The sequence below is a fragment of the Arthrobacter sp. 05T442 genome (genome assembly GCF_056395945.1).
Genome location: NZ_JBFTKM010000006.1, coordinates 48,760 through 71,240 on the forward strand (window position 1 = coordinate 48,760; position 22,481 = coordinate 71,240).

General features: G+C 67.8%; 19 protein-coding genes and 2 tRNA genes. 12 read left to right on the forward strand and 9 right to left on the reverse strand.

Annotated features, from left to right (window positions below):
* Nucleotides 1–59: 59 nt before the first annotated feature.
* Both AC1DES_RS08275 and AC1DES_RS08280 read left to right on the forward strand, forming a co-directional pair.
* Nucleotides 60–133: transfer RNA gene (locus AC1DES_RS08275), tRNA-Met, on the forward strand.
* An 854-nt stretch (nt 134–987) separates the two neighbouring features.
* Nucleotides 988–1,064, forward strand: a tRNA-Met gene (locus tag AC1DES_RS08280).
* A gap of 163 nt (nt 1,065–1,227) precedes the next feature.
* Here AC1DES_RS08280 and AC1DES_RS08285 read toward each other — a convergent pair.
* The 3 genes from AC1DES_RS08285 to AC1DES_RS08295 all read right to left on the reverse strand — a co-directional run bounded on the left by AC1DES_RS08285 (nt 1,228) and on the right by AC1DES_RS08295 (nt 5,832).
* Nucleotides 1,228–2,682, reverse strand: a complete 1,455-nt coding sequence (locus tag AC1DES_RS08285; protein ID WP_476895221.1) for a cryptochrome/photolyase family protein — start codon at nt 2,680–2,682, stop codon at nt 1,228–1,230.
* A 161-nt stretch (nt 2,683–2,843) separates the two neighbouring features.
* Entirely contained in the window at nt 2,844–3,632 is a 789-nt protein-coding gene (locus AC1DES_RS08290; protein WP_476895222.1) for a PspA/IM30 family protein, read from the reverse strand.
* 136 nt (nt 3,633–3,768) lie between these two features.
* Nucleotides 3,769–5,832 carry a TPM domain-containing protein gene (locus AC1DES_RS08295; RefSeq protein ID WP_476895223.1) on the reverse strand — a complete coding sequence of 688 codons (2,064 nt, stop codon included), beginning with the start codon at nt 5,830–5,832 and terminating at the stop codon, nt 3,769–3,771.
* A gap of 296 nt (nt 5,833–6,128) precedes the next feature.
* On the opposite strand from AC1DES_RS08295, the gene AC1DES_RS08300 reads away from it, so the two are divergent.
* From AC1DES_RS08300 to AC1DES_RS08325, 6 genes are all read left to right on the forward strand, one after another.
* A complete protein-coding gene (locus AC1DES_RS08300; protein ID WP_476895224.1) occupies nt 6,129–7,748 on the forward strand; it encodes a S1C family serine protease in 1,620 nt (539 codons plus the stop codon).
* Nucleotides 7,749–8,025: 277 nt separating this feature from the next.
* Nucleotides 8,026–8,826 carry an electron transfer flavoprotein subunit beta/FixA family protein gene (locus AC1DES_RS08305; protein ID WP_476895317.1) on the forward strand — a complete coding sequence of 267 codons (801 nt, stop codon included), beginning with the start codon at nt 8,026–8,028 and terminating at the stop codon, nt 8,824–8,826.
* Nucleotides 8,827–8,840: 14 nt separating this feature from the next.
* Nucleotides 8,841–9,794, forward strand: coding sequence for an electron transfer flavoprotein subunit alpha/FixB family protein (locus AC1DES_RS08310; RefSeq protein WP_476895225.1), 954 nt, complete (start codon nt 8,841–8,843; stop codon nt 9,792–9,794).
* 4 nt (nt 9,795–9,798) lie between these two features.
* Entirely contained in the window at nt 9,799–10,578 is a 780-nt protein-coding gene (locus AC1DES_RS08315) for a PIG-L deacetylase family protein (protein ID WP_476895226.1), read from the forward strand.
* Between the two features lie 75 nt (nt 10,579–10,653).
* On the forward strand, nt 10,654–11,187 hold the full coding sequence (locus AC1DES_RS08320) for a gluconokinase (RefSeq protein ID WP_476895227.1): 534 nt from the start codon (nt 10,654–10,656) through the stop codon (nt 11,185–11,187).
* A gap of 44 nt (nt 11,188–11,231) precedes the next feature.
* A complete protein-coding gene (locus tag AC1DES_RS08325; RefSeq protein WP_476895318.1) occupies nt 11,232–12,635 on the forward strand; it encodes a GntT/GntP/DsdX family permease in 1,404 nt (467 codons plus the stop codon).
* A gap of 167 nt (nt 12,636–12,802) precedes the next feature.
* Here the strand turns inward: AC1DES_RS08325 and AC1DES_RS08330 are convergent, their stop codons facing one another.
* The 4 genes from AC1DES_RS08330 to AC1DES_RS08345 all read right to left on the reverse strand — a co-directional run bounded on the left by AC1DES_RS08330 (nt 12,803) and on the right by AC1DES_RS08345 (nt 16,036).
* Nucleotides 12,803–13,690 (reverse strand): anti-sigma factor, encoded by an 888-nt coding sequence (locus AC1DES_RS08330; protein WP_476895228.1) that lies wholly within the window; start codon nt 13,688–13,690, stop codon nt 12,803–12,805.
* A gap of 10 nt (nt 13,691–13,700) precedes the next feature.
* The gene (locus AC1DES_RS08335; protein ID WP_476895229.1) at nt 13,701–14,306 is read right to left on the reverse strand and encodes a sigma-70 family RNA polymerase sigma factor; all 606 of its coding nucleotides are present in this window, start codon (nt 14,304–14,306) and stop codon (nt 13,701–13,703) included.
* A gap of 243 nt (nt 14,307–14,549) precedes the next feature.
* Nucleotides 14,550–15,017: a tRNA (cytidine(34)-2'-O)-methyltransferase gene (locus AC1DES_RS08340; protein WP_476895230.1), complete on the reverse strand. Its 468-nt coding sequence runs from the start codon at nt 15,015–15,017 to the stop codon at nt 14,550–14,552.
* A 29-nt stretch (nt 15,018–15,046) separates the two neighbouring features.
* Complete coding sequence (locus tag AC1DES_RS08345; RefSeq protein WP_476895231.1) at nt 15,047–16,036, reverse strand: J domain-containing protein; 990 nt, start codon at nt 16,034–16,036, stop codon at nt 15,047–15,049.
* A 123-nt stretch (nt 16,037–16,159) separates the two neighbouring features.
* On the opposite strand from AC1DES_RS08345, the gene AC1DES_RS08350 reads away from it, so the two are divergent.
* Nucleotides 16,160–17,071, forward strand: coding sequence for a diacylglycerol/lipid kinase family protein (locus tag AC1DES_RS08350; protein ID WP_476895232.1), 912 nt, complete (start codon nt 16,160–16,162; stop codon nt 17,069–17,071).
* 144 nt (nt 17,072–17,215) lie between these two features.
* Here AC1DES_RS08350 and AC1DES_RS08355 read toward each other — a convergent pair whose 3' ends face one another.
* Complete coding sequence (locus tag AC1DES_RS08355) at nt 17,216–17,629, reverse strand: hypothetical protein (protein ID WP_476895233.1); 414 nt, start codon at nt 17,627–17,629, stop codon at nt 17,216–17,218.
* 90 nt (nt 17,630–17,719) lie between these two features.
* Here AC1DES_RS08355 and AC1DES_RS08360 point away from each other — a divergent pair, with 90 nt between their 5' ends.
* The gene (locus AC1DES_RS08360) at nt 17,720–18,433 is read left to right on the forward strand and encodes a helix-turn-helix transcriptional regulator (protein ID WP_476895234.1); all 714 of its coding nucleotides are present in this window, start codon (nt 17,720–17,722) and stop codon (nt 18,431–18,433) included.
* A gap of 50 nt (nt 18,434–18,483) precedes the next feature.
* Nucleotides 18,484–19,713 (forward strand): cysteine desulfurase family protein, encoded by a 1,230-nt coding sequence (locus AC1DES_RS08365; protein WP_476895235.1) that lies wholly within the window; start codon nt 18,484–18,486, stop codon nt 19,711–19,713.
* Here the strand turns inward: AC1DES_RS08365 and AC1DES_RS08370 are convergent.
* The gene (locus tag AC1DES_RS08370; protein WP_476895236.1) at nt 19,692–20,936 is read right to left on the reverse strand and encodes an NAD(P)/FAD-dependent oxidoreductase; all 1,245 of its coding nucleotides are present in this window, start codon (nt 20,934–20,936) and stop codon (nt 19,692–19,694) included. The genes AC1DES_RS08365 and AC1DES_RS08370 overlap by 22 nt on opposite strands.
* Before the next feature lie 172 nt (nt 20,937–21,108).
* Here AC1DES_RS08370 and mnmA point away from each other — a divergent pair, with 172 nt between their 5' ends.
* The gene (gene mnmA, locus AC1DES_RS08375) at nt 21,109–22,233 is read left to right on the forward strand and encodes a tRNA 2-thiouridine(34) synthase MnmA (RefSeq protein ID WP_476895237.1); all 1,125 of its coding nucleotides are present in this window, start codon (nt 21,109–21,111) and stop codon (nt 22,231–22,233) included.
* Nucleotides 22,234–22,481: the final 248 nt, after the last annotated feature.

Here is a 22,481-nt window from a genome sequence, read left to right on the forward strand (position 1 = left end):
CACGTCACGCCGCCTCAATTTGGTCTCAAGTTCGGCGGCAGGTAGAGTTGTGAGTGCGACGCGGGGTGGAGCAGTTCGGTAGCTCGCTGGGCTCATAACCCAGAGGTCACAGGTTCAAATCCTGTCCCCGCAACTGGAGGGAAAGCCCGGAACACTGACAAAGTGTTCCGGGCTTTCTGCTTTAGCGACCAGTCGGGCCCCTTGAAACCCGCACCAGTTCAGGGCCCGCGTTGCGGAGCGGCTCGGCGCCCTGGGGCGTGCGGCTCGGCCCGGGCCCGAACCGTGAGCGGTCCAAGGAGTCCCGGATAATTTCCAGACCCGAGTCGGCCATCCCGGAGCCTCTCGTGCCGACGGACGGGGAACGCGCGATCGCCGAGGCAACCGCCGGCGTCCTTCCCCCGTCGGCTGCTCCGTAGCGGCCCTTTTGGCCGCCCAAAACGGCACCTGCGCAGCAATCGATGGGCGGCTTTGGGGCCATGGCGGAAGTGCATCGTCCCATCCGCCCCGAACGGTCAGCCTGCGCCGCGCTGTGCGAACGCCTCGGCATGCGCCTGGAGTCCACTCAGGCCGACAAGTGGCACTACAGGGGGGGATGGGCCCCGGAAGTGGTTTACGCCATCCTTGCGGAGGAATGGAAGGGCCGAAAGCTGGCCACGTAAGCCGAGCTCGCAAGGGACTGAGCGGATGGGCGACGCTCCTGCCCGGTTGCTCCTGCGCGGGCTGCCCCGGACCCCGGCAATCCAGGGGTTCCACGGGCCCGAGACCGGTCCCGGCGGCCAGCAACTGGGAAGGAGCGTCGCCACGCGGGTCGCGCAGGTCGCGGGCACGGAGAGGTTCTTCGGGACGAGTGCATCAGCTGGCCCACGATCAGGACCACGTGGAAGCCCGCGGCCACGACCCGTCCGGGACGGAAACGGGTCACGGCCGGACCCTCAATCCGGGTGTGGTCGGGGCGGCCCCCAAACTAGGGTAGTGTTGATCAAGCGACGCGGGGTGGAGCAGTTCGGTAGCTCGCTGGGCTCATAACCCAGAGGTCACAGGTTCAAATCCTGTCCCCGCAACCATGGAATGAAGAGAAAGGCCCGGATCTGTTGTTCCGGGCCTTTCTTGTTGTCCCGCGAAACTGCGGACCGGGGTTATACGGGGTTATAGGACAAAACGTGTGTAAATTCCGGGCGTGTCAGGTGCGTCCTGCGCAGCCTTTCCCGGCCGAGTCGTCAGCGCTGGCTAGCCCTCTTTGAGCCGCTGGTACGTCTCCAGGGCCCGGGCACGGGATTCCGGCAGCCCCACGATGGGTCCGGGGTAGTCCGGGGCCGGGTCGCCGAGCACGGTGCCCGTGGCTTTCCACGGCTCATGGATTGTCTTGCCGTCCAGCGCCGCGAGTTCGGGGATGTACTGGCGAAGGTAGGCGCCGGCGGAGTCGAACTTCCTGCTCTGCGTGACAGGGTTGAAGATACGGAAATACGGGGAGGCATCCGCGCCGGAGCCCGCCACCCACTGCCAGTTGGCCGGGTTGCTCGCGGCATCTGCGTCCACCAGGGTGTCCCAGAACCAGGCCTCGCCCAGCCTCCAGTCGGCCAGCAGGTTCTTCACCAGGAAGGATGCGGCCGCCATCCGGACACGGTTGTGCATCCAGCCGGTCTGCCAGAGCTGGCGCATGCCGGCGTCAACCAGCGGGTACCCGGTCTGGCCGTGTTGCCAGGCTTCCAGCTCGGCGTCCGACGGCGTCTGCCAGGCGAAGTGGTCGAAATCCGGCCGGTAATTCCGGATTGCCAGGGCCGGGTTCTCGTACAGCAGCTGCCAGCAGAATTCCCTCCAGCCCAGTTCCGAACGGAAGATCCCGACGTCGGCCGGGGGCTGGTGCGGGAAGCGCTCACGGAGGGCGTGCCAGATCCGGAACGGGCTGATTTCGCCGAAACGAAGGTGCGGGGACAGCCTGCTGGTGCCTTCGACGCCGGGGATGTTCCGTCCGGTGCCGTATTCTGCGGCAGGGCCGTCGAGGAAGTCCTCGAGCCGGCTGTGGGCGCCGGACTCCCCGGGACTCCACGTCCGGGCCAGTCCTTTACTCCAGTCCGGCCGGCGGGGGAGTAACCCCCAGTCCTCGAGCGCGTCGCCGTCCGGCAGCCCGCCGCCGGGCCGCCGGGCGGACGCCGGCAGCCGGTCCGGCGCCTCGAGGGGCAGCCGCGGGTCCGTCTGGTCGAGGCATGCGCGCCAGAACGGCGTGAAGACCTTGTACGGCCCTCCAGCGCCGGTGCGCACCGTCCATGGCTCGAACATGAGATTGGCCTGGAAGCTGCTTGCACTGACGCCTTGGTCCGCGGCCCAGCCCTTCACCCGGGCGTCGATGGTGCGTTCAGGCTCGCCATAGCGGCGGTTCCAGAGCAGGCTCGTGGCGGCCGTTTCCGCCGTGAGTTCCTGGATGACCTCGGCGGCCGGCCCGCGACGGAGCAGCAACCGCGAGCCCGCGGCCTCCAACGAGGCGGCAAGCGCGGCCAGGGAGTGATGCAGCCACCACTTCGCCGCCCCGCCCAGGGGGCGGACGCCCTGCGAGGCCTCATCCAGCACGTAGACAACGGTGAGGGGGTGCCCCAGCGCCGCGGCTTCCGTCAGCGCCGGATTGTCATCCAGGCGGAGGTCATCGCGGAGCCAGACGACGGTCGAAGATGCGGTTTCCGAAGACATGAATCCACGGTACACGCCGGGAAGGTACACGCGTGCCCGCAGGTAGCGGCACAGCAGGTAGCGGCACAGCAGAGGCCGGGTCGCGGCGGATAATCCCGGACTTCCGGGATCCTTCGCCGCGGCCCGGCCTGTGCAGTCGGCGGAAAGCCGCCGGGGACGGGCTAGAGCTTGTCGAAGTCGGCTTCGTCGACGACCGAGGAGCCGGCAGCTGCGCTGTTGCCCGTTCCGATGGCCGCGGGGGCTCCGCCGGACTTCAGGGCTGCCAGCCGCGCCTCGATTTCGGTCTGCTCGCCGAGGTCTTCCAGCGAGTTGAACTGCGCATCCAGGCTGGACGCGGCGAGTTCCTGCTGGCCGCGGACCTTGGCTTCTTCGCGGCGGATCTTTTCTTCGAACCTGCCCACTTCGGATGTGGGGTCCATGAAGTCGATGCTCTTGAGGGCATCATGCACCTGGGTCTGCGCCGCGGCGGTCTTGGAGCGGGCCACAAGCTCGTTGCGCTTGCTGGTGAGCTCGTTGAGCTTGCCCTTCATCTGGTCCAGCCCGTGCTTGAGCTTGTCCACCACCTCGGTCTGTGACGCAATGCTGGGCTGTGCCGACTTCGCCTCGTTCTCCGAGGACATCTGGCGCTGGAGGGCCACTTTGGCGAGGTTGTCGAACTTCTCCGCGTCGCCGACGTCTCCCTTGGCGCGGTACTCGTCGGCCTTCCGTGACGCTGCGAGGGCCTTGTTGCCCCAGTCCTGGGCGTTCTTGACGTCCTCGTTGTAGTCATCCTGGAGCATGCGCAGGTTGCCGATGGTCTGGGCCACCGCGGACTCGGCCTCGGCGATATTGTTCGTGTAGTCGCGGACCATCTGGTCCAGCATCTTCTGCGGATCCTCAGCCTGGTCCAGCAGGGAATTGATGTTGGCCTTCGCCAGTTGCGCCATGCGGCCGAAAATGGACTGCTTCATGGTGTTACCTTTCGTCCTGCTCAGTGGTTCCCACTGAATTCCGTGAACAGATGATCTATTGCGTACTGCTATCCGCCGGCCGTCGATCCCGCCGGCGCGGCCGCGAGGCCCTTAGTCCGTGCCCGCCTGCAGCGGCCTAGAAGCTGCCGGAGTCCCCGCCGCCGAAATCGCCGCCACCGCCGCCGCCAAAATCACCGCCGCCCCAGCCTCCGCCGGAATCGCCGCCCCCGCCGAACATACCGCCGCCGCCTCCACCGCCCCAGCCGCCGCCTCCGCCGCCGTGGAGGATGGAGTTGATCAGGATGCCGCCAAGGATGGCACCCCCCAGGCCTCCGCCTCCACCGCCCCCGAACATCCCGCCACGGCCGTAGCCCTGGTTGGCGTAGCCGCCGAAGTGGTCGACGTCCGACTGCGCCAGCTGGGCTGCCTGGGCCGCGAGCGAGTACGCCTGCTGGGCGTACTGCAACGCAGTGACGGGATCGGTGCGCGAGATGGACAAGGCGTAGTCCAGGTTCCGCTGGGCTTCAGCGAGGCGCGTGCGTGCCTCGGTGCCCACGCCGCCCCGGCGCGCGGTGATGTAGTCCGACGTTGCGCTGATCTGCGCCTGGGCCGACATGATGCTCTGCTGCAGCGAGGCCTGCGCCCGGCGCGCCTGCTCCTGCTGGTCACGGATCCCGGTGAGGGAGGCATCCAGTGACTGATGCGCCGTCTCGACCCTGGCCAGTGTGGCGATGGGGTCGATCCTGCCGCCCTGGATCTCGGCCTTGACCGCGGCCAGCGCGGCTTCGACCGCGGCCACGGGACCGGCGAGCTCCGGGTGGGCTCCGGACTGGATCATCGCCCGCGCCTGTGCCAGGTCCTGGGAGGTGTCGACGACGGCGGATTCCAGCCCGTTGCGTGCCTCGTCCAGGCTTCCGGCGACCTTGGTGATGGCGCCGATCAGCACGTTCGTCTGGTGCAGGCTTTCTTCCGCCGCCCGGACGGCGACCGCGGCCAGGCTGGTTTCGCCCGTGCCGAGCTTCTCCTGGGCCGTGGCCGAGGCGTTCTGCACGAACGCGAGCCGGTCCTTGGCCTGGCTGATGTTGTCGGCAACCTGCGCCAGGGCGCTGTCAGCGTACTTGGCCCGCAGCTCGGTCAGCGACTGTTCCGAGCTGGCAATCTTCGCCCCTGCCTCGGTGGCTCCCGCAGCTACCGCGGCGAGGGCCTGGGGGGCGTTCTTCTCCAGTTCCCGGAGCGAGTCGAAGTCCGCCTTCTGTTCCTGGAGGGATGCAAGGGCGGCTTCGGCCCGGCGGATAATTTCGCCGAGCCAGGAGCGCTGCTGTTCTTCGGTGTCCGGAATATGGTCGTCGAGCTGCTGCTGCAGCTTGAAGGATTCTGACATGTGGGCCTTGGCGTCCTGCAAAGCCTTCGTGAAGTTGCCGACGGCCGAATCACCGTACTGGGCCTGGGCGAAGCCAAGCTCCTGCTCGCTGGACTTGATGGCGTCGTCGGCCTCGATCAGCAGCGAGTCGCTCTTCCGGCGCAGTTCCTGCACGCTCAGCCCGGCCAGCGGGTCCAAATCGGCACCCTGGGGCCCGTAGCCCGGGCCGGTTCCCTGGCCTGCCTTCTTGCGGCGGTTGCGGAGGTACAGGTACGTGCCGACACCGCCGGCCGCGACGACGCCGACTCCCACGAGAACGCCGTTGCCGGCGCCGGCCCCGGAGGGCACCGATCCGCTGCCGCCGCCGGCGGCATCGCCGACCGCCGCCGCGGTGTCAATGGCCGCCTGCGCGTAGTCCTTCTTGCCGCCGGCGAGGTTCACCGTGATGGCATTCTGGGTAATGTTCGACTTCTTGGAGTAAATCGGGCTGGCTGTGCTCGGCGCAAAGTAGTACTGGCCGGCGGTGGAAATCGCCAGGAGCACGTCGGCGTTGCCCATCTTCTTCTTGGTTGCCACGGCCTGCCCCCAGCCGGCAGGGTCGGACGGATTCTCGAAGGAATTCACGGTCACCACGTACAGGTTGTACTTGTGGTCCTTGAGCAGGTTCTGTACGGCGTCCTGGACTTCGGCCTTGCGGTTGCCGAGGACGTTTGCGTTGTCCACGACATTCGAGCCGGACGGGATGGTCACCGGATCTTCGGCCAGGGCCGGAGCGGCAGGCAGTGCCAGCAATCCAGCGACGCCAAGAATGGCGAGGAATTGATTGAACTTAGACCGCATGTGCAACCCTTCAGCACTTCTGTGACCGGTTCGGTCGAACCAGTCATCACAGAATGCAGCAGCGCCCCCACGCAGATGTAAAGCCGCAGGTCGCTGTGGCAATTCCATTTGATTCTATGGTGCACCCGAATGGCCGTCCACCAACGGGAATATGCCACCAGCGAAACGCGATGTAGCGTTCAAATAGTCAGTTGCGGACCTCTGCCGCGCCGTTCAGGAACCTCCCAGCAAACGTGCGCTCTAGTATCAGTCAAAGCGTCCATAGTTAATGGCAGACGAGGATGAAAGGAAGTCTTATGACTGAGAACCCAGTGCAGGGTGCGTCACCAGAGAACCGGGAGCCGGCCCAGCCGCGTGAGGGCTCTTCGGAGCCGCAAGACGCCCGAGCGCCGGAATCAGCCCACGAGAATCCGACCCTCCGGCTGGACCAGTCCGGGGACGGTTCCCCGCGACCGGTCTATCCGCAGCACCAGCCCGCCTACGGCCAGCACGCCGCGCCGGACACCCAGCAGTTCGGCGCGCCGGCCGCTTCCGGCGGACAGCCCCCGCAGGGGCAGCAGGGCCACAGCCCCGAGCAGCAGGCGGGCGCTTTCGGGCAGACGAGCCAGTCCCACTACGGCGCCTACTCCGGCGGCCAGCCGGCCTCAGGGCCGCCCTACCCGTCCAACCCGGGCTATGGAAACAACCCCGCCCACGCCCCCAAGCGCAAAGCGGCGTTCGGCGTGCCGACCCTCGTGGCCAGCATCCTTGCCGCCGGCCTGATCGGCGGCGGCGTCGTCGCCGGCAGCAGCGCGTTGCTGACGAACAGGCCCACGACTGTTGCCAGCAACAATTCCAGCCAGTCCGGCCCGGTGATCGTGAACAACAAGGACGACGTCAACGCCATCACCGCAGCCGCCCTGAAAGCCTCGCCAAGCGTCGTGACCATCAAGGCGACCAGCGGCAGCGACGGCGGCACGGGCTCGGGAATCATCCTGGACGCCGACGGCCACATACTCACCAACACCCACGTGGTCACGCTCGACGGTAAGACGGCCAAGGCCGCCGTCGAGGTCCGCACGAGTGACGGAAAGGTGTACAGTGCGAAGATCGTCGGCACCGATCCGCTCTCCGATCTTGCCGTCGTCAAGATCGACAACGCGTCCGGGCTCGTCCCCGCAACACTGGGCGACTCCGGCAAGCTCAACGTCGGGGACACCGCCGTCGCCATCGGATCCCCGCTTGGCCTCACGGGGACCGTGACGGACGGTATCGTTTCGACGCTGAACCGCACCATCAGCGTTGCCTCCTCAGCCGCTCCCAAGGACGGCACCGACAACTCCCAGGGCGGTGACCAGGGTTTCCAGTTCGCCCCGCCAGGCGGCGGACAGGGGCAGAGCACTGCGAACCAGGGGTCCATCTCGCTCAACGTCATCCAGACCGACGCGGCCATCAACCCGGGTAACTCGGGCGGCGCGCTGGTGAACACCAAGGGTGAGATCATCGGCGTGAACGTCGCCATCGCCTCGGCCGGAGGAGATTCAAGCAGCGGCAGCAGCAGCGGCAACATCGGCGTGGGCTTCAGCATCCCGATCAACAACGCCAAGCGCGTCGCGCAGGAGATCATCAGCAACGGGAAGGCCACGCACGGACAGTTTGGCGTGAGCGTCAAGGCCAAGACTGCGAGCACGTCCGCTTCCGGGTTCTCGGTGGGCGCGGAAGTGGCCACCGTCGAGTCCGGTTCCGCCGCCGACAAGGCCGGAATCAAGGTGGGCGACGTCGTGACGAAGTTCCAGGACCTGGCCATCAGCGACCCCAACCAGCTGACTGCGGCGGTGCGCGAACAAGCCGCCGGCGCCACGGTGAAGGTGACGGTCCTGCGCGCCGGGCAGGAGCAGCAACTCGACGTGACCCTCGGCGCGGCAGCCGACCAGTAGGAAACGCAGCCGCAGCAAGGGGCCGCAGCAACACGGAGGCCGGGCAGCACCATACGGTGCTGCCCGGCCTCCGTGTTGCCTCGGCCGCCTATCCGCAGGCCCGGGTCCGTAACTCGGCCGGAGACCGTGCTGACACGGGCGTTAACCCAGGCGCCGTACGGGAGCCGCAATATGGTTAGCTAGGAACAACCCGGCACTCCGGGCGTTCCGTGGCCATGCCCCCAGGGGCGGCTGTCCACCCGCATGGAAGGCTGCTGCAAACACAGTGGAAGAGACATTGAAGATCATCGTGCTGGTCAAGCACGTCCCTGACGCCCAGTTCGACCGGCACCTCACGGGCGGGGGCCACACGACCGATCGCTCCGAGAGCATCCTGTCCGAGCTGGATGAGTACGCCCTCGAAGCCGCGCTGCAGCTCAGCGAAGCCCGCGGCGGAGAGGCTGCAGGCAACAAGGTCATCGCCTTGAGCATGGGACCCGCCGGCGCGGTCAACGCTGTCAAGAAGTCGCTGCAGATCGGCGCGACCGAAGGCGTTCACCTTAGCGATGAGGCCCTGGCAGCCTCCGACGCCGCAGCCACCTCGCTGGCGCTCGCCGCGGCGATCCGCCACCTCGGCGCCGACACCCCCGCGGACCTGATCCTCACGGGCATGGCGTCCACCGACGGCGAAACCTCCCTGGTCCCGGCCCAGCTCGCCGAGCGCCTGGGCCTGCCGCAGGTGACCTTCGCGTCGTCGCTGGAGCTCGACGGCGGCAAGCTCACCGCCCGCCGCGACGGCGACGCCCACACCGATACCATCGAGGCCGCGCTGCCGGCCGTTGTCTCGGTCACCGACCAGATCAACGATCCCCGCTACCCGAACTTCAAGGGCATCATGGCGGCCAAGAAGAAGACCATCACCACGCTGAGCCTTGCCGATATCGGCGTGGACGCGGCGCAGGTCGGGCTGACCGGTTCCTGGACCGCGGTCACGACAGCCGAAGCACGTCCACCGCGCACGGCAGGCACCATCATCACTGACGAAGGCGATGCCGGCGTCCAGCTGGTCGAGTTCCTGGCCGCACAGAAGCTGCTCTAAGGGGAAATCCAGACATGGCAAAAGTACTCGTTTTCATTGACAACCCCGGCCAGGCGCTGAAAAAGTCCAGCCTCGAGCTGCTCACCATCGCCCGTTCCCTCGGGGAGGCGGCCGTCGCATTCAACGGCGAACTGCACACTGACGCCGGCGCGGCCCTGGCAGCCTACGGCGCCCAGGCGCTCTACCGCCCGTCCGCCGAGAACCTGGACGATTACCTTGTGGGCCCCAAAGCGGCTTTCCTGGCGGCGGCCGCGGCGGCCTCGGAGGCAACCGTGGTCCTCACCGAGAACTCCGCCGAAGGCAAGGAAGTCGCGGCGCGTCTCGGCATCAAGCTCGGCGCCGGCGTCATCACCGACGTCGTGGCCGTGGACCCGGACGGGACGGCCCACAAGTCGGTGCTCGCCGGTTCCTACACCACCACGGCCAGGGCCACGACACCGGTCTCCGTGCTGACCGTCAAGGCCAACAGCATCACGCCGGAGCCAGCTGTGACGGCCACGGCACCCGGGTCCGTCACCGTGGACGTTCCTGCCGATGCCACGGCTGCGGCCGCCAGGATCACGGCCCGCAGCGACAAGCCGAGCAGCGGCCGCCCCGACCTGTCCGAGGCACGGATTGTCGTGGCCGGCGGCCGCGGCGTGGACGGCAACTTCGGCCCGGTGGAAGACCTCGCCGATGTTCTGGGTGCTGCCATCGGGGCCTCGCGTGCCGCCACGGACGCCGGCTGGATCGGCCACGACGCCCAGGTGGGCCAGACCGGCAAGACCGTCTCCCCCCAGCTCTACATCTCCGCCGGGATCTCGGGCGCCATCCAGCAGAAAGCCGGCATGCAGACCGCCACGGTGATCGTGGCGGTGAACAAGGACGCCGAGTCGCCGATCTTCGAAATCGCGGACTTCGGGATCGTCGGGGACCTGTTCCAGGTCCTGCCGCAGGCGACCGAAGAAATCAAGAAGCGCAGAGGCTGATCGGATGCCCACCAACGCCACCGCGGCGCAAAGCCCGTTCGATCCGGGGACATCCCGGATCGAGCGGGTCCTTTGTTTCACCGCGCACCCGGACGACATCGATTTCGGCGCCGCTGGCACGATCGCCGCGTGGACTGCCGCCGGAGTCCAGGTCAGCTACTGCATCATGACCGACGGCGATGCCGGCGGCTTCGATCCGGCGCTACGCGAGGAAATCGTGCGGCTTCGCACGGCGGAGCAGAAGCGCGCCGCCGCCCTGGTCGGCGTTTCGGACATCCACTACCTGCACGAGCGGGACGGTTTCCTGGAACCCTCGCACGACGTGATGCGCGAAGTGGTGCGCCTGATCCGGCAGCTCCGGCCCGACGTCGTGCTGTCGATGCATCCTGAACGCAACTGGAACCGGATCCAGAAGAGCCACCCGGACCACCTGGCCGTGGGGGAGGCCGTGACCCGGGCTGTCTATCCTGCGCTGGAGAACCCTTTTGCCTACCCGGAGCTGGCCGCCGCCGGGCTCGACGCGTACAAGCTGCCCTGGCTGTGGCTCTTCGCAGGGCCGGAGGAACGCGAGAACCACTTCGTCGATGTCACCGGGCACGTGGACAGCAAGGTCGAAGCCATCCACATCCACGTCAGCCAGCATCCCGATGCGGACGCGATGGAACGGACGGTGCGCGGACTCATGCTGCACACGGGCGAACGCGCGGGGCTGCCGCCCGGGCGCAGCGCCGAGGCCTTCCACGTCGTAACAGTCAACGGTCCGGAGACCATCGCCGGGTTCTGAGGTTGCCGGAATGTAACCTCTGTCATATGCTTGCCTCTGTTTAAATCATATTTATTTGATGGAAGGCAGACTTTGATGGCGAAGACTGCGCAGCACCCCGTCCTTGTGATCATGGGGGTCTCAGGATCGGGCAAATCAACCGTGGCCGGACTATTGGCCGGCAGGCTGGGCTGGGATCTTGCAGAAGGCGACGACCTGCACCCTGAGTCCAATGTGGCGAAGATGCACGCAGGCCAGCCGCTGACCGACGAGGACCGCTGGCCCTGGCTGGAAATCATCGCCGACTGGATCAGGGCGCACACAGCGGCCGGGACCCCCGGCGTCGTGACCTGTTCGGCCCTCAAGAAGCGCTACCGCGACGTCCTGCGCGGCGAAGGGGTCGTGTTCGTCTTCCTGGAGGGCAGCAAGGACCGGATCTCGGACCGGCTCGCTTCCAGGCACGGGCACTTCATGCCCCCCGCCCTGCTGGAGTCCCAGTTTGAAGCGCTCGAAGCGCCCACTGCGGACGAAAACTTCATTAGCCTGTGCGTCTCCGCGACACCTGCGGACGAAGCACAGGAAATCATCGACCGACTGAATCTCGACGCTGCCGACGCCGCCAGGCCTTGAGCCTCCACGCAACGACAGCGCACGAAGGAAATGTTTTGAATTCTCTGACAGCAACGCAGCTTCCGGCTGCCGTCGAGGCCTGGAACGGCCACGACACCCAACTTCTGGTGGTGGCCGGCATTGGCATCGCACTCATCGTGGTGCTCATTGCCAAGTTCAAGCTCCACCCCTTCCTGGCCCTCGTCCTCGGCTCGGCCTTCGTGGGCCTCGCCTCCGGAGTGGGACTGGCAAACGTCATCAGCAACTTCGAGGACGGAGTTGGCGGCGTCCTGAAGGAAGTCGGCCTCCTCATTGCCCTCGGCGCGATGCTGGGCAAGCTCCTCGCCGACTCCGGCGGAGCCAACCGCGTCGTGGACACGCTGCTGGCCAAGGCCAGCGGCAACAAGACAGTCTGGGCCATCACACTGGTCGCGGTGATCATCGGGCTGCCGATGTTCTTCGAGATCGGCTTGGTGCTGCTGCTTCCCGTGGTCGTCCTGGTCACCCAGCGCTCCAAGATGCCCCTCATGCGCATCGCCATTCCGGCGCTCGCGGGCCTGTCCGTGCTGCACGGGCTCGTGCCGCCGCACCCCGGACCGCTGATCGCGATCAGCGCCGTCAAGGCCGAACTCGGCACTACCCTGGCACTCGGTCTCCTCGTGGCCATCCCCACGGTCATCATCTGCGGGCCGCTCTTTTCCCGGCTTGCCGCACGGTGGGTCCCCGTCGGGGCCCCCGCCGTCGCGGGCGGCATCGACACTGAGCACGGCGCGGACATGGAAGGCCTCAAGCGCCAGCCGAGCTTCCTCGTAACGCTGCTGACCATCATCTTCCCGGTGGTGCTCATGCTCCTCAAAGCCGTCATGGACATCCTCTGGTCCGACCCCAAGACGGCCCCGGCCATCCGGACGTTCTTCGACTTCATCGGCCAGCCGCTCGTCGCGATGACCCTGGCCGTGCTGCTGGCCATCGTCACCTTCGGCTACGCCGTGGGCTTCACCGGACCCAGGATCACGACCAAGATCGGCGCCAGCCTCGGCCCGATCGCCGCAATCCTGCTGATCGTCGGTGCCGGCGGCGGCTTCAAGCAGACCCTGATCGGCGCCGGCGTCGGAGATGCCGTCAAGAAGTGGGCCGAGGGCACCAACATGTCCGTCCTCGTGCTCGGCTTCATCGTCGCGGTCGCCCTGCGGCTCGCCACGGGTTCTGCAACCGTCGCCACTGTGACGGCTGCCGGCATCGTCGCGCCGCTTGCCAGCTCGCTGTCGCCCACGCACGCGGCATTGCTGGCCCTCGCCATCGGCGCCGGCTCGCTGTTCCTCTCCCACGTCAACGACGCCGGCTTCTGGCTGGTCAAGGAACTGTTCGGCCTCACCGTCGGCCAGACGTTCAAGACCTGGTCCGTCATGGAGACGCTGATCTCCGTGGTGGGCTTCGGCTTCGTGATGCTGCTCTCGCTGATCATCTAGGGGGATTGCCGCCGGGTTGCGACCCGGCCCGGCTGCCCCGGACAGCGGGTTAAACAACCAGGCCGCGCAGTCCGTGGATCCTTTCAGGGTTCCATGGACTGCGCGGCTTTGCTGTGTCCGGATTCGTTGAGTCCGGTGCCTGCGCCCGGGGGCGCCACCGCCGGGAGCTAGGCTCCGAGCGGTGCGGCGGCCACGGTCGGAAGGGTCGGGCTGGTTGATCCGCCGACGGGTTCGACCGTGATGCCGAGGGAAGCGGCCGAGCCGATGCCCTTGACGACGGCCGGCTTCGACAGCGCCTGGGCATCCATGAGGCCCTGCGACACTGGCGCCGAGCCGTCCTTGGGAATCAGCCACATCTGGTAGACCTTGCCGGCAGGCGGTGCGGGCACCCCATTCATCTTCACCACAACCGCGTCCTTCGACGAGGAGATGGACACGGTGGCTGTGCCCCCTCCTGCAACGTCGACGGTGGCCTGGCGGACGTCCCCGGCCTGCATGACCTGGTTGAGCGGATCGTTCTGGTTGGCCACGTAGGCGCCGACACCCACCCCGCCCAAGGCGATGACTGCGGCGGCCGCGACGCCGATGAGCCAATTGCGCATCCCTTGCGGCCGGCGTCGTTCTTCCCGGCGCTGCCGGGCCGCGCTGAGCTCATCGGGGACAGGTTCTTCCGGGGCTTCCCGGATCGGTTTCGCCACCACGGGGGACACCGGGGAGCCGGTCCGGTCCGGAGCCTGCCCGGGGCCAGCCATCGATGCAGCTGATTGCGCAGGGAGGGACGCCATGATCCGGTCCAGCAGTCCGGCCGGAGGTTCCTCCTCCGTGGTGAAGCTGGTGGCGAGCGTCTCCTGAGCCTGGCGTACGCGCTCGTTGAAGGCGGTCCGCTCAGCAACAGGGGCCGAGGCGAGGTAGCGCTCGATGGCGGACCGTTCGGCGTCGTCGACGGCGTTGAGGGCGAAGACCTCGGCGAGGTCAGCGGCCCGCCCCGAGGCGAGGTCGGTGGCGATATCAGCCGCGAAGCCGCCGGCGACGCGTCCGTTGTTCTGTGCGTTCATGTCGGTCATCTCAGCTCACCCCCAGACAGGTCTTCAGTCGGATCAGTCCGTCGCGGATGCGGGACTTGATGGTGGGAACCGCCGCGTTCAGCTTCTCTGCGACTTCCCGGTAAGTGAGGCCGCCGTAGTAGGCGAGCCGCACGGACTCCTGCTGCGTATCCGTCAGGGTCGCCAGGCAACGGACGACGGCCTCGGCTTCAAGCCGGCTGCCGACCTCGTCCGAGACGGAGTCGTGGTCGATTTCCTGGCTGCTGGCGCCGTATTTCGCTTCCCGGTCGGTGGCGGACTGCGAGGAACGGACCTTGTCCACGGCGCGGCGGTGCGAGATCGTCATGAGCCAGGCGAGCGGGCTGCCGGCATCGGGGTTGAACCTGGACGCGTTCTGCCAGACCTGGAGGAAGACCTCCTGGGTGGTGTCTTCGCTGAGCTCGGTGTCAATCAGGACCCTGCGTGCCATGCCGAAAACCCGCCGGGAAGTCAGTTCGTAGAACTCCGCGAAGGCACCCTGGTCTCCCTGGGCAATCTGTCCGAGCAGCATGCCAAGCCGGCGGTTGACGTCGGCTGCAGCGCCCGGGGGAGCGGTGGCCTCGGGATTCGGGGCGTTGGGAGTTTCCATCACCTTCAAGCATAAGGTCCCGGCCGCCGATCCCGGGCCAGGATGTCCGGCTTGGGAGGCTTGGCCGGCCGTGCACTGCCGGTCAGGGCGTCTTTGAACCTGAGTTGTTGTCACGTACCGCTCCTCACTCCCTTCCCCGTCTCCCTGGCCTTAGGCCCTGAAACGGCCTACACAGGTGATTCGGCGCAGCCGGGGAATCGGATGGGCCGGCGCTGCGGGAAAATTCCGTGTAGCGGCAGGGCGTTAGAGCCTGGCACCGGCGAACCCGTTTTGGCGCCAGGCCTCATACACGGCAATCGACGCAGCATTGGCAAGGTTCAACGAGCGCAGGGCCGGCAGCATCGGCAGGCGGACCCGCGACGTCACATGCGGGTCGTGCTTGATGTCCTCGGGCAGGCCCACGGATTCCCGGCCGAAGAGCAGGATATCGCCCGGGACGTAGCGGATCTCCGTATAGGACGCTTCACCGTCGGAGGTGAAGGCGAAGACGCGCTCCGGCTTCAGCGCCGCCCACGCCGCGTCGATGTCCGGATGGACGGTGACGACGGCGAGGTCGTGGTAATCCAGCCCGGCCCGCCGGAGTTTGGCATCGGAAAAATCAAAGCCAAGTGGCTCCACCAGGTGCAGTTCGGCACCGGTGATGGCGGCCAGCCTGATGGCGTTGCCGGTATTGCCGGGGATTTCGGGGGTGTGGAAGAGGATGCGGAACACGGTTCCATCCTAGCCAGCCGCCGGAGGCGCTAGTGCATACCGCGCAGCAGGCGGGCGAGCACGGGAACATTGACGGTATTGGGTGCCGGTCCGGAACCCAGGAACTGTTTGAGGCCGCGGGCCAGGCCGGCGGCGTTGACCACCTGCACTGTGTCGGAAGCGTCTCCCCGGGCATCCTGCCCGGCGGGCGACCTGCGGTGCCGGTCGATCACCGGTTCGTGGAGGTTGCCGTCAGTGCTGTGCACAACGGTCCAGCCGGTGACGTTGAGCTCAGGGAAGATGTCCTGCATCCGGCGCACCACGTGGGCGAGATGGGGCGGGGCGATGGAACGTCCGCCGTGCGTCAGTGTGCTGCCGTTCCAGGCATAGGCGCCTGGCGGCAGCAACATGGACCCGATGATGGCCAGGCGGTAGCCGGCCAACAGTGCGTGGTCGATGTGGCTGTTGTCCACCGGCGACTGCAGGCCGTTGATGAGCCGGGCGGACGGAATCGCCGGGAGGATCTGCCTGCTGATCAGCTGTACCGTCCGCAGTTCGCGCTGGATCCTCGCCTCGGCCCCGAAGATTCCGCGCTTGCGGGGCATGCCATGGACCTGCTGCCGTGCCGTGTCCTCCGGAATCAGCGGCACAGCTCCGCCCGGGGCGAAGTGTTCGAACGGCGGGACGTAGACTGGCGCATCCGCGGCGGTGTTCCGCGGCGTGTTGGGGCGGCGCACGTGGGCGGAGGCGCGGCTTCCGGCCGCCGGGGCGTCAAAGTGCGCGCCCTCAGCGCCGTCGTCAGGACCGGTTGAGAAGGCGCCACGGGAGCCGCTGCCATAGGAGCGGTCGTAGGCGGCGCGGCGCTTCGCGTCGATCAGGGTCTCGTAGGCGAGGGTCACCCGCCGGAAGGCTGCCGGATCGCCGCCGTGATCAGGGTGGGCCATGCGGGCGGCCTTGCGGTAGGCCACCTTGATTTCCTTGTCCGTCGCCGTCACGGGGATCCTGAGGACCTGGTAATGCGAGCTGCTGCCCTGCGTCAAGCAAGAATCCTTTACGTTGTGTGGCCAGCGCATCTGGACGTCCGGCCTGGCCAGTTTAACCGGCTGGAGGAACAACGAGCGCGTCCGCACGGATGGTTCCCGGCCGCTGGCATAATTCAGCGCATGATAATCGCCGTCGCCGTCAACCCGCGGGCATCGTTTGGCCGCAGGCAGCACGCGGGGAAAGAGGCGGCGGACTACTTCCGCGCGGCCGGGGCGGGCGTCCTGTTCCTGTGCGAGGGCAGCTACGCGGAGCTCGCCGCGGCCGTTGACGGCGCGCTCGAATCAGGCGTCGACGCCCTTGTGGTGGTCGGCGGCGACGGTATGGTCCACCTCGGAATCAACGCGCTCGCCGGTTCCGGTGCGGCGGAAGGCAGTTACGGCAAGGTTCCGCTGGGCATTATTGCGACAGGTACGGGGAACGACATGGCACGGGCGCTGGGACTGCCACGGCACAACACCCGGGCCGCCTGCGCACAGGTGCTCGCGTCCCTCGCTGCCGGCGGCCGGATGATCGATGCCGGCCGGGTCACATCCGGAGGCACGTGCCGCTGGTTCGCCGGCGTGGTCTCGGCCGGCTTTGACGCCGCCGTCAACGAACGGGCCAACAACTGGCGCTGGCCCCGGGGCAAACTGCGCTATCAGCTCGCCATGCTCCGCGAACTCGCCTCGTTCCGGGCGATCAACTACACCGTCACGGCCGACGGCGAACGCTGGGAGCAGCGGGCGATGCTGGTTTCCGTCGCCAACGCCCAGTCGATCGGAGGAGGGATGCAGGTGGCACCGGGTGCCGTCCTCGATGACGGCTACCTGGATCTGTTCATCGTCGGTCCGCTGTCCCGGGCCGGCTTGCTGGCAGTGTTTCCGAAGGTGTACTCCGGCCGGCATGTCGGGCATCCCGCGGTTCATCTGCGCCGGATCCGCCGGGTGGAGCTGGCAGCGGGGAACATCGTGGCGTACGCCGACGGCGAGCGGATCGGGGCGCTGCCCCTGAGCATTGACGTCGTTCCCCGGGCGGTACGGGTCCTGGCGTAGTACAGGGAGCGACCGGTCCGGAATCACGCGGCGACCCGGCTGGTCCGGGAGGCCGGGCTGACCGGCCGCCCGCGCCGGTGGCAAAGCCGGCCCACGCCCGGCCGTTGGCCGCGCCGGCGCCCGGGTCCCCGCACACGGCCCCGGTTACCCGGCTTTCCGCGGAGAGAGCCTGTTCAGTGCCAGGGCGGCGACCAGCAGTCCGAAGTCGCGCAGCGCGACGTCGTAGAAGCTGCCGAGCACGATCAGGTTCACGATGATTCCCAGGAGCCAGAGGGCCACCAGTGCCGAGCCGAACCGCGGCCGGAGGGCCACCGCCAGTCCGGCGATGATTTCAACCACGCCGACGATGTACATGATGAATTGGGCCGGGAGCGGGACGACCGACGTCGCGACCGGGGCGAGATACATGGTCCAGTGGGTCAGCAGGTTGGTGAATTTGTCCAGGCCGAAGATGATCGGCGCGACAGTGAATACGGTCCGCAACAACAGGAAGGCCTGGCGGTGCGGGTCCGACGCGAGGGACTGTGCCGGTGCGGCGAGGACTGGGGAAGATTTCATAGCTTGCTCCTTCTAAAAATGGATATTCTGATTTTAGAACGCAACCCGATATTAAGCAATGAATCTTGTTTTTAGAGATACGCTGGTCCCATGAGCAAACTTCCCTGGATCCGAAGGGTTGCAGCCGTGGCGTCGCTGGGGGACGAGAACCGCCGGAGGCTGTTTGATTTCGTCGCGTCGGCGGAAGGCGCCGTCAGCCGGGACGACGCGGCCGCCGCCCTTGGCGTCGCCAGGAGCACTGCCTCCTTCCATCTGGACCGGCTAGTCCACGACGGACTGCTGGCTGTTGAATTCCGCAAGCTCGGTGGCAGGGAAGGCCCCGGTTCGGGCCGACCCGCCAAGCTCTACCGGGCCGCCGTCGAGGAAGTGGGGGCTTCGGTTCCGGACCGCAACTACGATCTGGCCGCCGAGCTGTTAATCTCCGCGATCGAGGACTCGACGTCAGGCGGCGGATCCCCGCGCGAGACGCTGCTCCGGGCCGCGTACGCCCGGGGCGAGGCGGCAGGCCACGCAACAGTGCAGGCAGCAGCCGGTTCCGGGGGCTTCGCGGAGCTCCTCACCTCGGAGGGGTACCGCCCCGACGGTGACGGCGAGGGCGGGCTGGTCCTGTTGAACTGCCCCTTCCACCGCATCGCCGCCGGCCACGCGGAGGTGGTCTGTGCCATGAACGGCGCTTTCCTGCGCGGTGCGGCCGCCGGCTGCGGGGTGGCTCCGGACCGGGTGGAACCGCTTGCCATCGAGGACCTCAGGATGCAGGGGACCGCAGGGCGGGAACAATGTTGCGCGCGGATCAGGCCGCTGTGATGCTTGCATGCACACCGGAGGCCGGCCAGGACCGCAGGTAGAATTGGGGTGTGCCCGTATACCTGGATCATGCCGCCACCACGTCCCTCGTTCCGGAGGCCCTGGCTGCGCTGACGCGCGAGTTGTCCCGGACCGGCAACCCGTCGTCCCTGCACGGATCGGGCCGGCGTGCCCGGCGCGCCGTGGAGGACGCCCGTGAAGCGCTGGCGGCGGCAGCCGGGGCCCATCCGTCGGAGGTGATCTTCACATCCGGCGGCACGGAAGCTGACAACCTCGCGGTCAAGGGAATGTACTGGGCCCGGCGCGCCGAGAGCCCGGCGCGCACGCGCATCCTGTGCTCCGCCGTCGAACACCACGCCGTCCTGGACGCGGTGGAGTGGCTGGAACGGCATGAAAGGGCCGACGTCCGCTGGTTGCCCGTGGGCGCCGACGGCGTGGTGGATCTTGGCGTGCTGGAGGCCGAATTGTCCGACGACCCGGCGTCAATCGCCCTGGTCACGGTCATGTGGGCCAACAACGAAGTCGGAACCATCCAGCCCATCGCCGAAATCGCCGCGATGGCCCGCCGTGCCGGTATCCCGGTGCATTCCGACGCCGTCCAGGCCTTCGGCTCCGTCCCGGTGGACTTCCGCGGCAGCGGACTGGACGCCATGTCCATTTCCGGCCACAAGATCGGCGGGCCCGTCGGCGTTGGCGCCTTGATTCTGGGACGCGCCGTGAAGCTGACCCCGGTCCAGCATGGCGGGGGACAGGAACGCGACGTCCGCTCCGGCACCCTGGACACCGCCTCCATCGCCGCCTTTGCGGCCGCGGCAGAGGCCGCCGCCGCAAAACTCCCCGGGGAATCGTCACGGATCGCGGCCCTCCGCGACCGGCTGATCGACGGCGTCCGCGATGCCGTCCCCGAGGCCGTGCTGCGCGGCGCGCCCGGAGCCGGACGGCTGCCCGGCAACGCCCACTTCACTTTCCCCGGCTGCGAAGGCGATTCCCTGCTGTTCCTGCTGGACCTGGCCGGCGTTGAATCCTCCACCGGCTCCGCCTGCACGGCAGGGGTTCCGCGTCCGTCCCATGTGCTCCTGGCGATGGGCCTGGATGAGGACACGGCGCGGGGTGCCCAGCGGTTCACCCTGGGGCATTCCTCTACCGACGCCGACGTCGACGCCCTGCTGGCCGCGCTGCCGGGCGCCTGTGCCCGTGCCCGCCGGGCCGGCATGGCAGGACACGAGTCCACTATCCAGACCGCCGGCACGGTGGCCCGTCAGGCCTCCGGCAGGAGCTGATCCAGCGGGAGCGCCGGGTCTGCCAGCGCGCCGGGGCTCAGGGCGGCTTTCGACGCGATGAGTGCCTTGATCATCTTCTGGGGCTTGTCGGAGCGCGGCCAGTTCACGCTCATGCCGGCCACCACGCGCCCCTCACGCTGCCAGAAGGCGAGGAATTCTTTGGCTTCCAGCGAGCCGCGGACGGTGGGCGGCCCCGAGACCAGCGTCGGGAACCCGGAGTATTCCATGCTGACGTCGTACTGGTCGGTGTAGAAGTACGGGACCGTGTCCAGGAGCGCGTCCTGGCCGAGGATGGCCTTCGCGGCCACTTTGCCGCCGTTGAGGGCATTGGACCAGTGCTCGCTGCGGTGGTGCTCCCCGGTGAACGGGTGGAGGGCGTTGGCGACGTCGCCGGCGGCGAAGATCCCCGGCGTGGAGGTCCGCAGCGACGCGTCCGTAAGGATTCCGTTCCGCAGTCCGAGTCCGGCCGCCGCGGCGAGGGAGACCTCCGGGACGACGCCCACGGCGATGATCACCAGGTCCGCTGGCAGGTTCTCGCCCGAGTCGGTGACGACGCCCGTGACCCGGCCGGCGTCGCCGGTGATCCCAGCGGCCGAGGCGGGGAGTCGGAACCGCACGCCCGCGGCCTCATGCAGCGACCGGAAGAAGCCGCCAAGCTCCGGCCCGATTGCGGCCCCCAGGGGCACCTCCTCCAGCCCCAGTAAGGTGACGTTGTTCCCATAGGCGCTCGCCGCTGCGGCCAGTTCCATCCCGATCCACCCCGAGCCGATCATCACGACGTTGCGGCCGCCCGCGGCGAAGCTGGTGCGCAGGCCGCGGCTGTCCTCGACCGTGCGGAAGGTGCTGACGCCGTCGAGTCCGCTGCCCGGGAGCGGGATGGTCCGGGGCCGGGAGCCGGTGGCCAGCAGCAGCGCGGCGTACTCCACCGGGGCGCCGTCGCGCAGGGCCACGGTCCGGGCAACCGGGTCGATCGATGTCACCGGATCGCCCATCCGCAGTTCGACGGCGTTCTCCCCGTACCACGCCGCCGGGACTACCGGCAGGGCGTCGGCCCCGGCCTTTCCCAGCAGATACTCCTTGGACAGCGGGGGCCGCAGGTAGGGGTGGTGGGACTCTTCCGCCAGCAGGATCACCGGCCCCGCGAAGCCTTCCGCCCGCAGGGTCCTGGCGGCAGTGGCCCCGGCCAGTCCGCCGCCAACGATCACGATGTTCTCAACAGCCATGTCCGCTCGATTCCCGCTGGCGCGTGCTTCAGTTCTATAACCGGTAATCCTGACGTTAGAAGTGCGGGGGTGGACCGTCAAGGGCTTTTGGGCCAGGATTCGGCGTGGCGATAGAATGGGGCGGCAGGCATCGTGTTGTTCCTGCAGCCCCCGATCCCTAAAGAAAGCCAGCATGCGAGTTCTTGCAGCCATGAGCGGCGGCGTTGATTCCGCCGTTGCCGCCGCCCGCGCCGTCGAGGCCGGACACGACGTCGTCGGGGTCCACCTGGCGCTGTCCCGCATGCCCGGAACCTTGCGGACCGGCAGCCGCGGCTGCTGCACGATCGAAGACTCCCGCGACGCCTGGCGGGCCTGCGACGTGCTTGGCATCCCCTACTACGTGTGGGACTTCTCCGAGCGCTTCAAGGAAGACGTCGTCCAGGACTTCATCGACGAATACGCCGCCGGGCGCACCCCCAACCCGTGCATGCGCTGCAACGAACGGATCAAGTTTGCCGCCCTCCTGGAGAAGGCCATCGCGCTTGGCTTCGATGCCGTCTGCACCGGCCACTACGCCAAGGTCATCAACGACGCCGACGGCAACCCCGAGCTCCACCGCGCCGCAGACTGGGCCAAGGACCAGAGCTACGTCCTCGGCGTGCTGACCCACGAACAGCTCAAGCACTCGATGTTCCCGCTGGCGGACACGCCGTCCAAGGCTGAAGTCCGCGCCGAGGCCGAACGCCGCGGGCTCTCCGTGGCCAACAAGCCGGACAGCCACGACATTTGCTTCATCCCCGACGGCGACACTGCCGGCTGGCTGGCCGAAAAGATCGAAATGTCCACGGGCGACATCGTGGATGAATCCGGCGCCAAGGTCGGGGAGCACCCCGGCGCCAACGCCTTCACCGTAGGCCAGCGCCGCGGCCTGAAGCTGGGTACCCCGGCCGCCGACGGCAAGCCGCGGTTCGTGCTGGAAATCCGGCCGAAGGAAAACAGGGTCGTCGTGGGCCCGGAGGCGCTGCTGGCCATTGACGAAATCCGCGGCATCAAGGTCTCCTGGGCCGGGCTGCCCATTGCCGAGGTGGCCACCGGCGAGGAGTTCGACTGCTACGCCCAGGTCCGCGCCCACGGGGATCCCGTCCCGGCCCGCGCCCACATCGAACGCGGGGAAGACCCCGGCAACCTCGTGGTCACACTGACGGAACCGCTGCGGGGCGTCGCGCCCGGCCAGACCGTCGTGCTCTACCAGGGCAGCCGTGTGCTGGGACAGGCGACCATTGACGCCGCCCGCTCGCTGCAGCGAGCTGCACTCTAGCCCCGTGCCCGGCCCAAGGCCCGGGCCAGCCCCCGGCTAGGCCCAAGCCTCGCGCCCGGCACCCTGCGCGCTGTGCGACGCCGCCGGCCGGCCGCGCCAACGAGGGGTTCCAATGCCATTTCCTGAGCCGGTTTCCATAGGCCGATGGCGTGCTCCGAAACAATTCCCCCGGCGCAGTGAAGGGGTTGCCCTGCCGAAGAATCGGGCGTAATCCTGAAGAAAACGATGAGTTCCCCCTATTCGTGTAA

Excerpts from the sequence above, each read along its gene's own strand:
- AC1DES_RS08285 (WP_476895221.1), bottom strand. The coding sequence starts at position 2,682 with ATGTCTTCGGAAACCGCATCTTCGACCGTCGTCTGGCTCCGCGATGAC.
- AC1DES_RS08290 (WP_476895222.1), bottom strand. The coding sequence starts at position 3,632 with ATGAAGCAGTCCATTTTCGGCCGCATGGCGCAACTGGCGAAGGCCAAC.
- AC1DES_RS08295 (WP_476895223.1), bottom strand. The coding sequence starts at position 5,832 with ATGCGGTCTAAGTTCAATCAATTCCTCGCCATTCTTGGCGTCGCTGGA.
- AC1DES_RS08300 (WP_476895224.1), top strand. The coding sequence starts at position 6,129 with ATGACTGAGAACCCAGTGCAGGGTGCGTCACCAGAGAACCGGGAGCCG.
- AC1DES_RS08310 (WP_476895225.1), top strand. The coding sequence starts at position 8,841 with ATGGCAAAAGTACTCGTTTTCATTGACAACCCCGGCCAGGCGCTGAAA.
- AC1DES_RS08315 (WP_476895226.1), top strand. The coding sequence starts at position 9,799 with ATGCCCACCAACGCCACCGCGGCGCAAAGCCCGTTCGATCCGGGGACA.
- AC1DES_RS08320 (WP_476895227.1), top strand. The coding sequence starts at position 10,654 with ATGGCGAAGACTGCGCAGCACCCCGTCCTTGTGATCATGGGGGTCTCA.
- AC1DES_RS08330 (WP_476895228.1), bottom strand. The coding sequence starts at position 13,690 with ATGAACGCACAGAACAACGGACGCGTCGCCGGCGGCTTCGCGGCTGAT.
- AC1DES_RS08335 (WP_476895229.1), bottom strand. The coding sequence starts at position 14,306 with ATGGAAACTCCCAACGCCCCGAATCCCGAGGCCACCGCTCCCCCGGGC.
- AC1DES_RS08350 (WP_476895232.1), top strand. The coding sequence starts at position 16,160 with ATGATAATCGCCGTCGCCGTCAACCCGCGGGCATCGTTTGGCCGCAGG.
- AC1DES_RS08355 (WP_476895233.1), bottom strand. The coding sequence starts at position 17,629 with ATGAAATCTTCCCCAGTCCTCGCCGCACCGGCACAGTCCCTCGCGTCG.
- AC1DES_RS08360 (WP_476895234.1), top strand. The coding sequence starts at position 17,720 with ATGAGCAAACTTCCCTGGATCCGAAGGGTTGCAGCCGTGGCGTCGCTG.
- AC1DES_RS08370 (WP_476895236.1), bottom strand. The coding sequence starts at position 20,936 with ATGGCTGTTGAGAACATCGTGATCGTTGGCGGCGGACTGGCCGGGGCC.
- mnmA (WP_476895237.1), top strand. The coding sequence starts at position 21,109 with ATGCGAGTTCTTGCAGCCATGAGCGGCGGCGTTGATTCCGCCGTTGCC.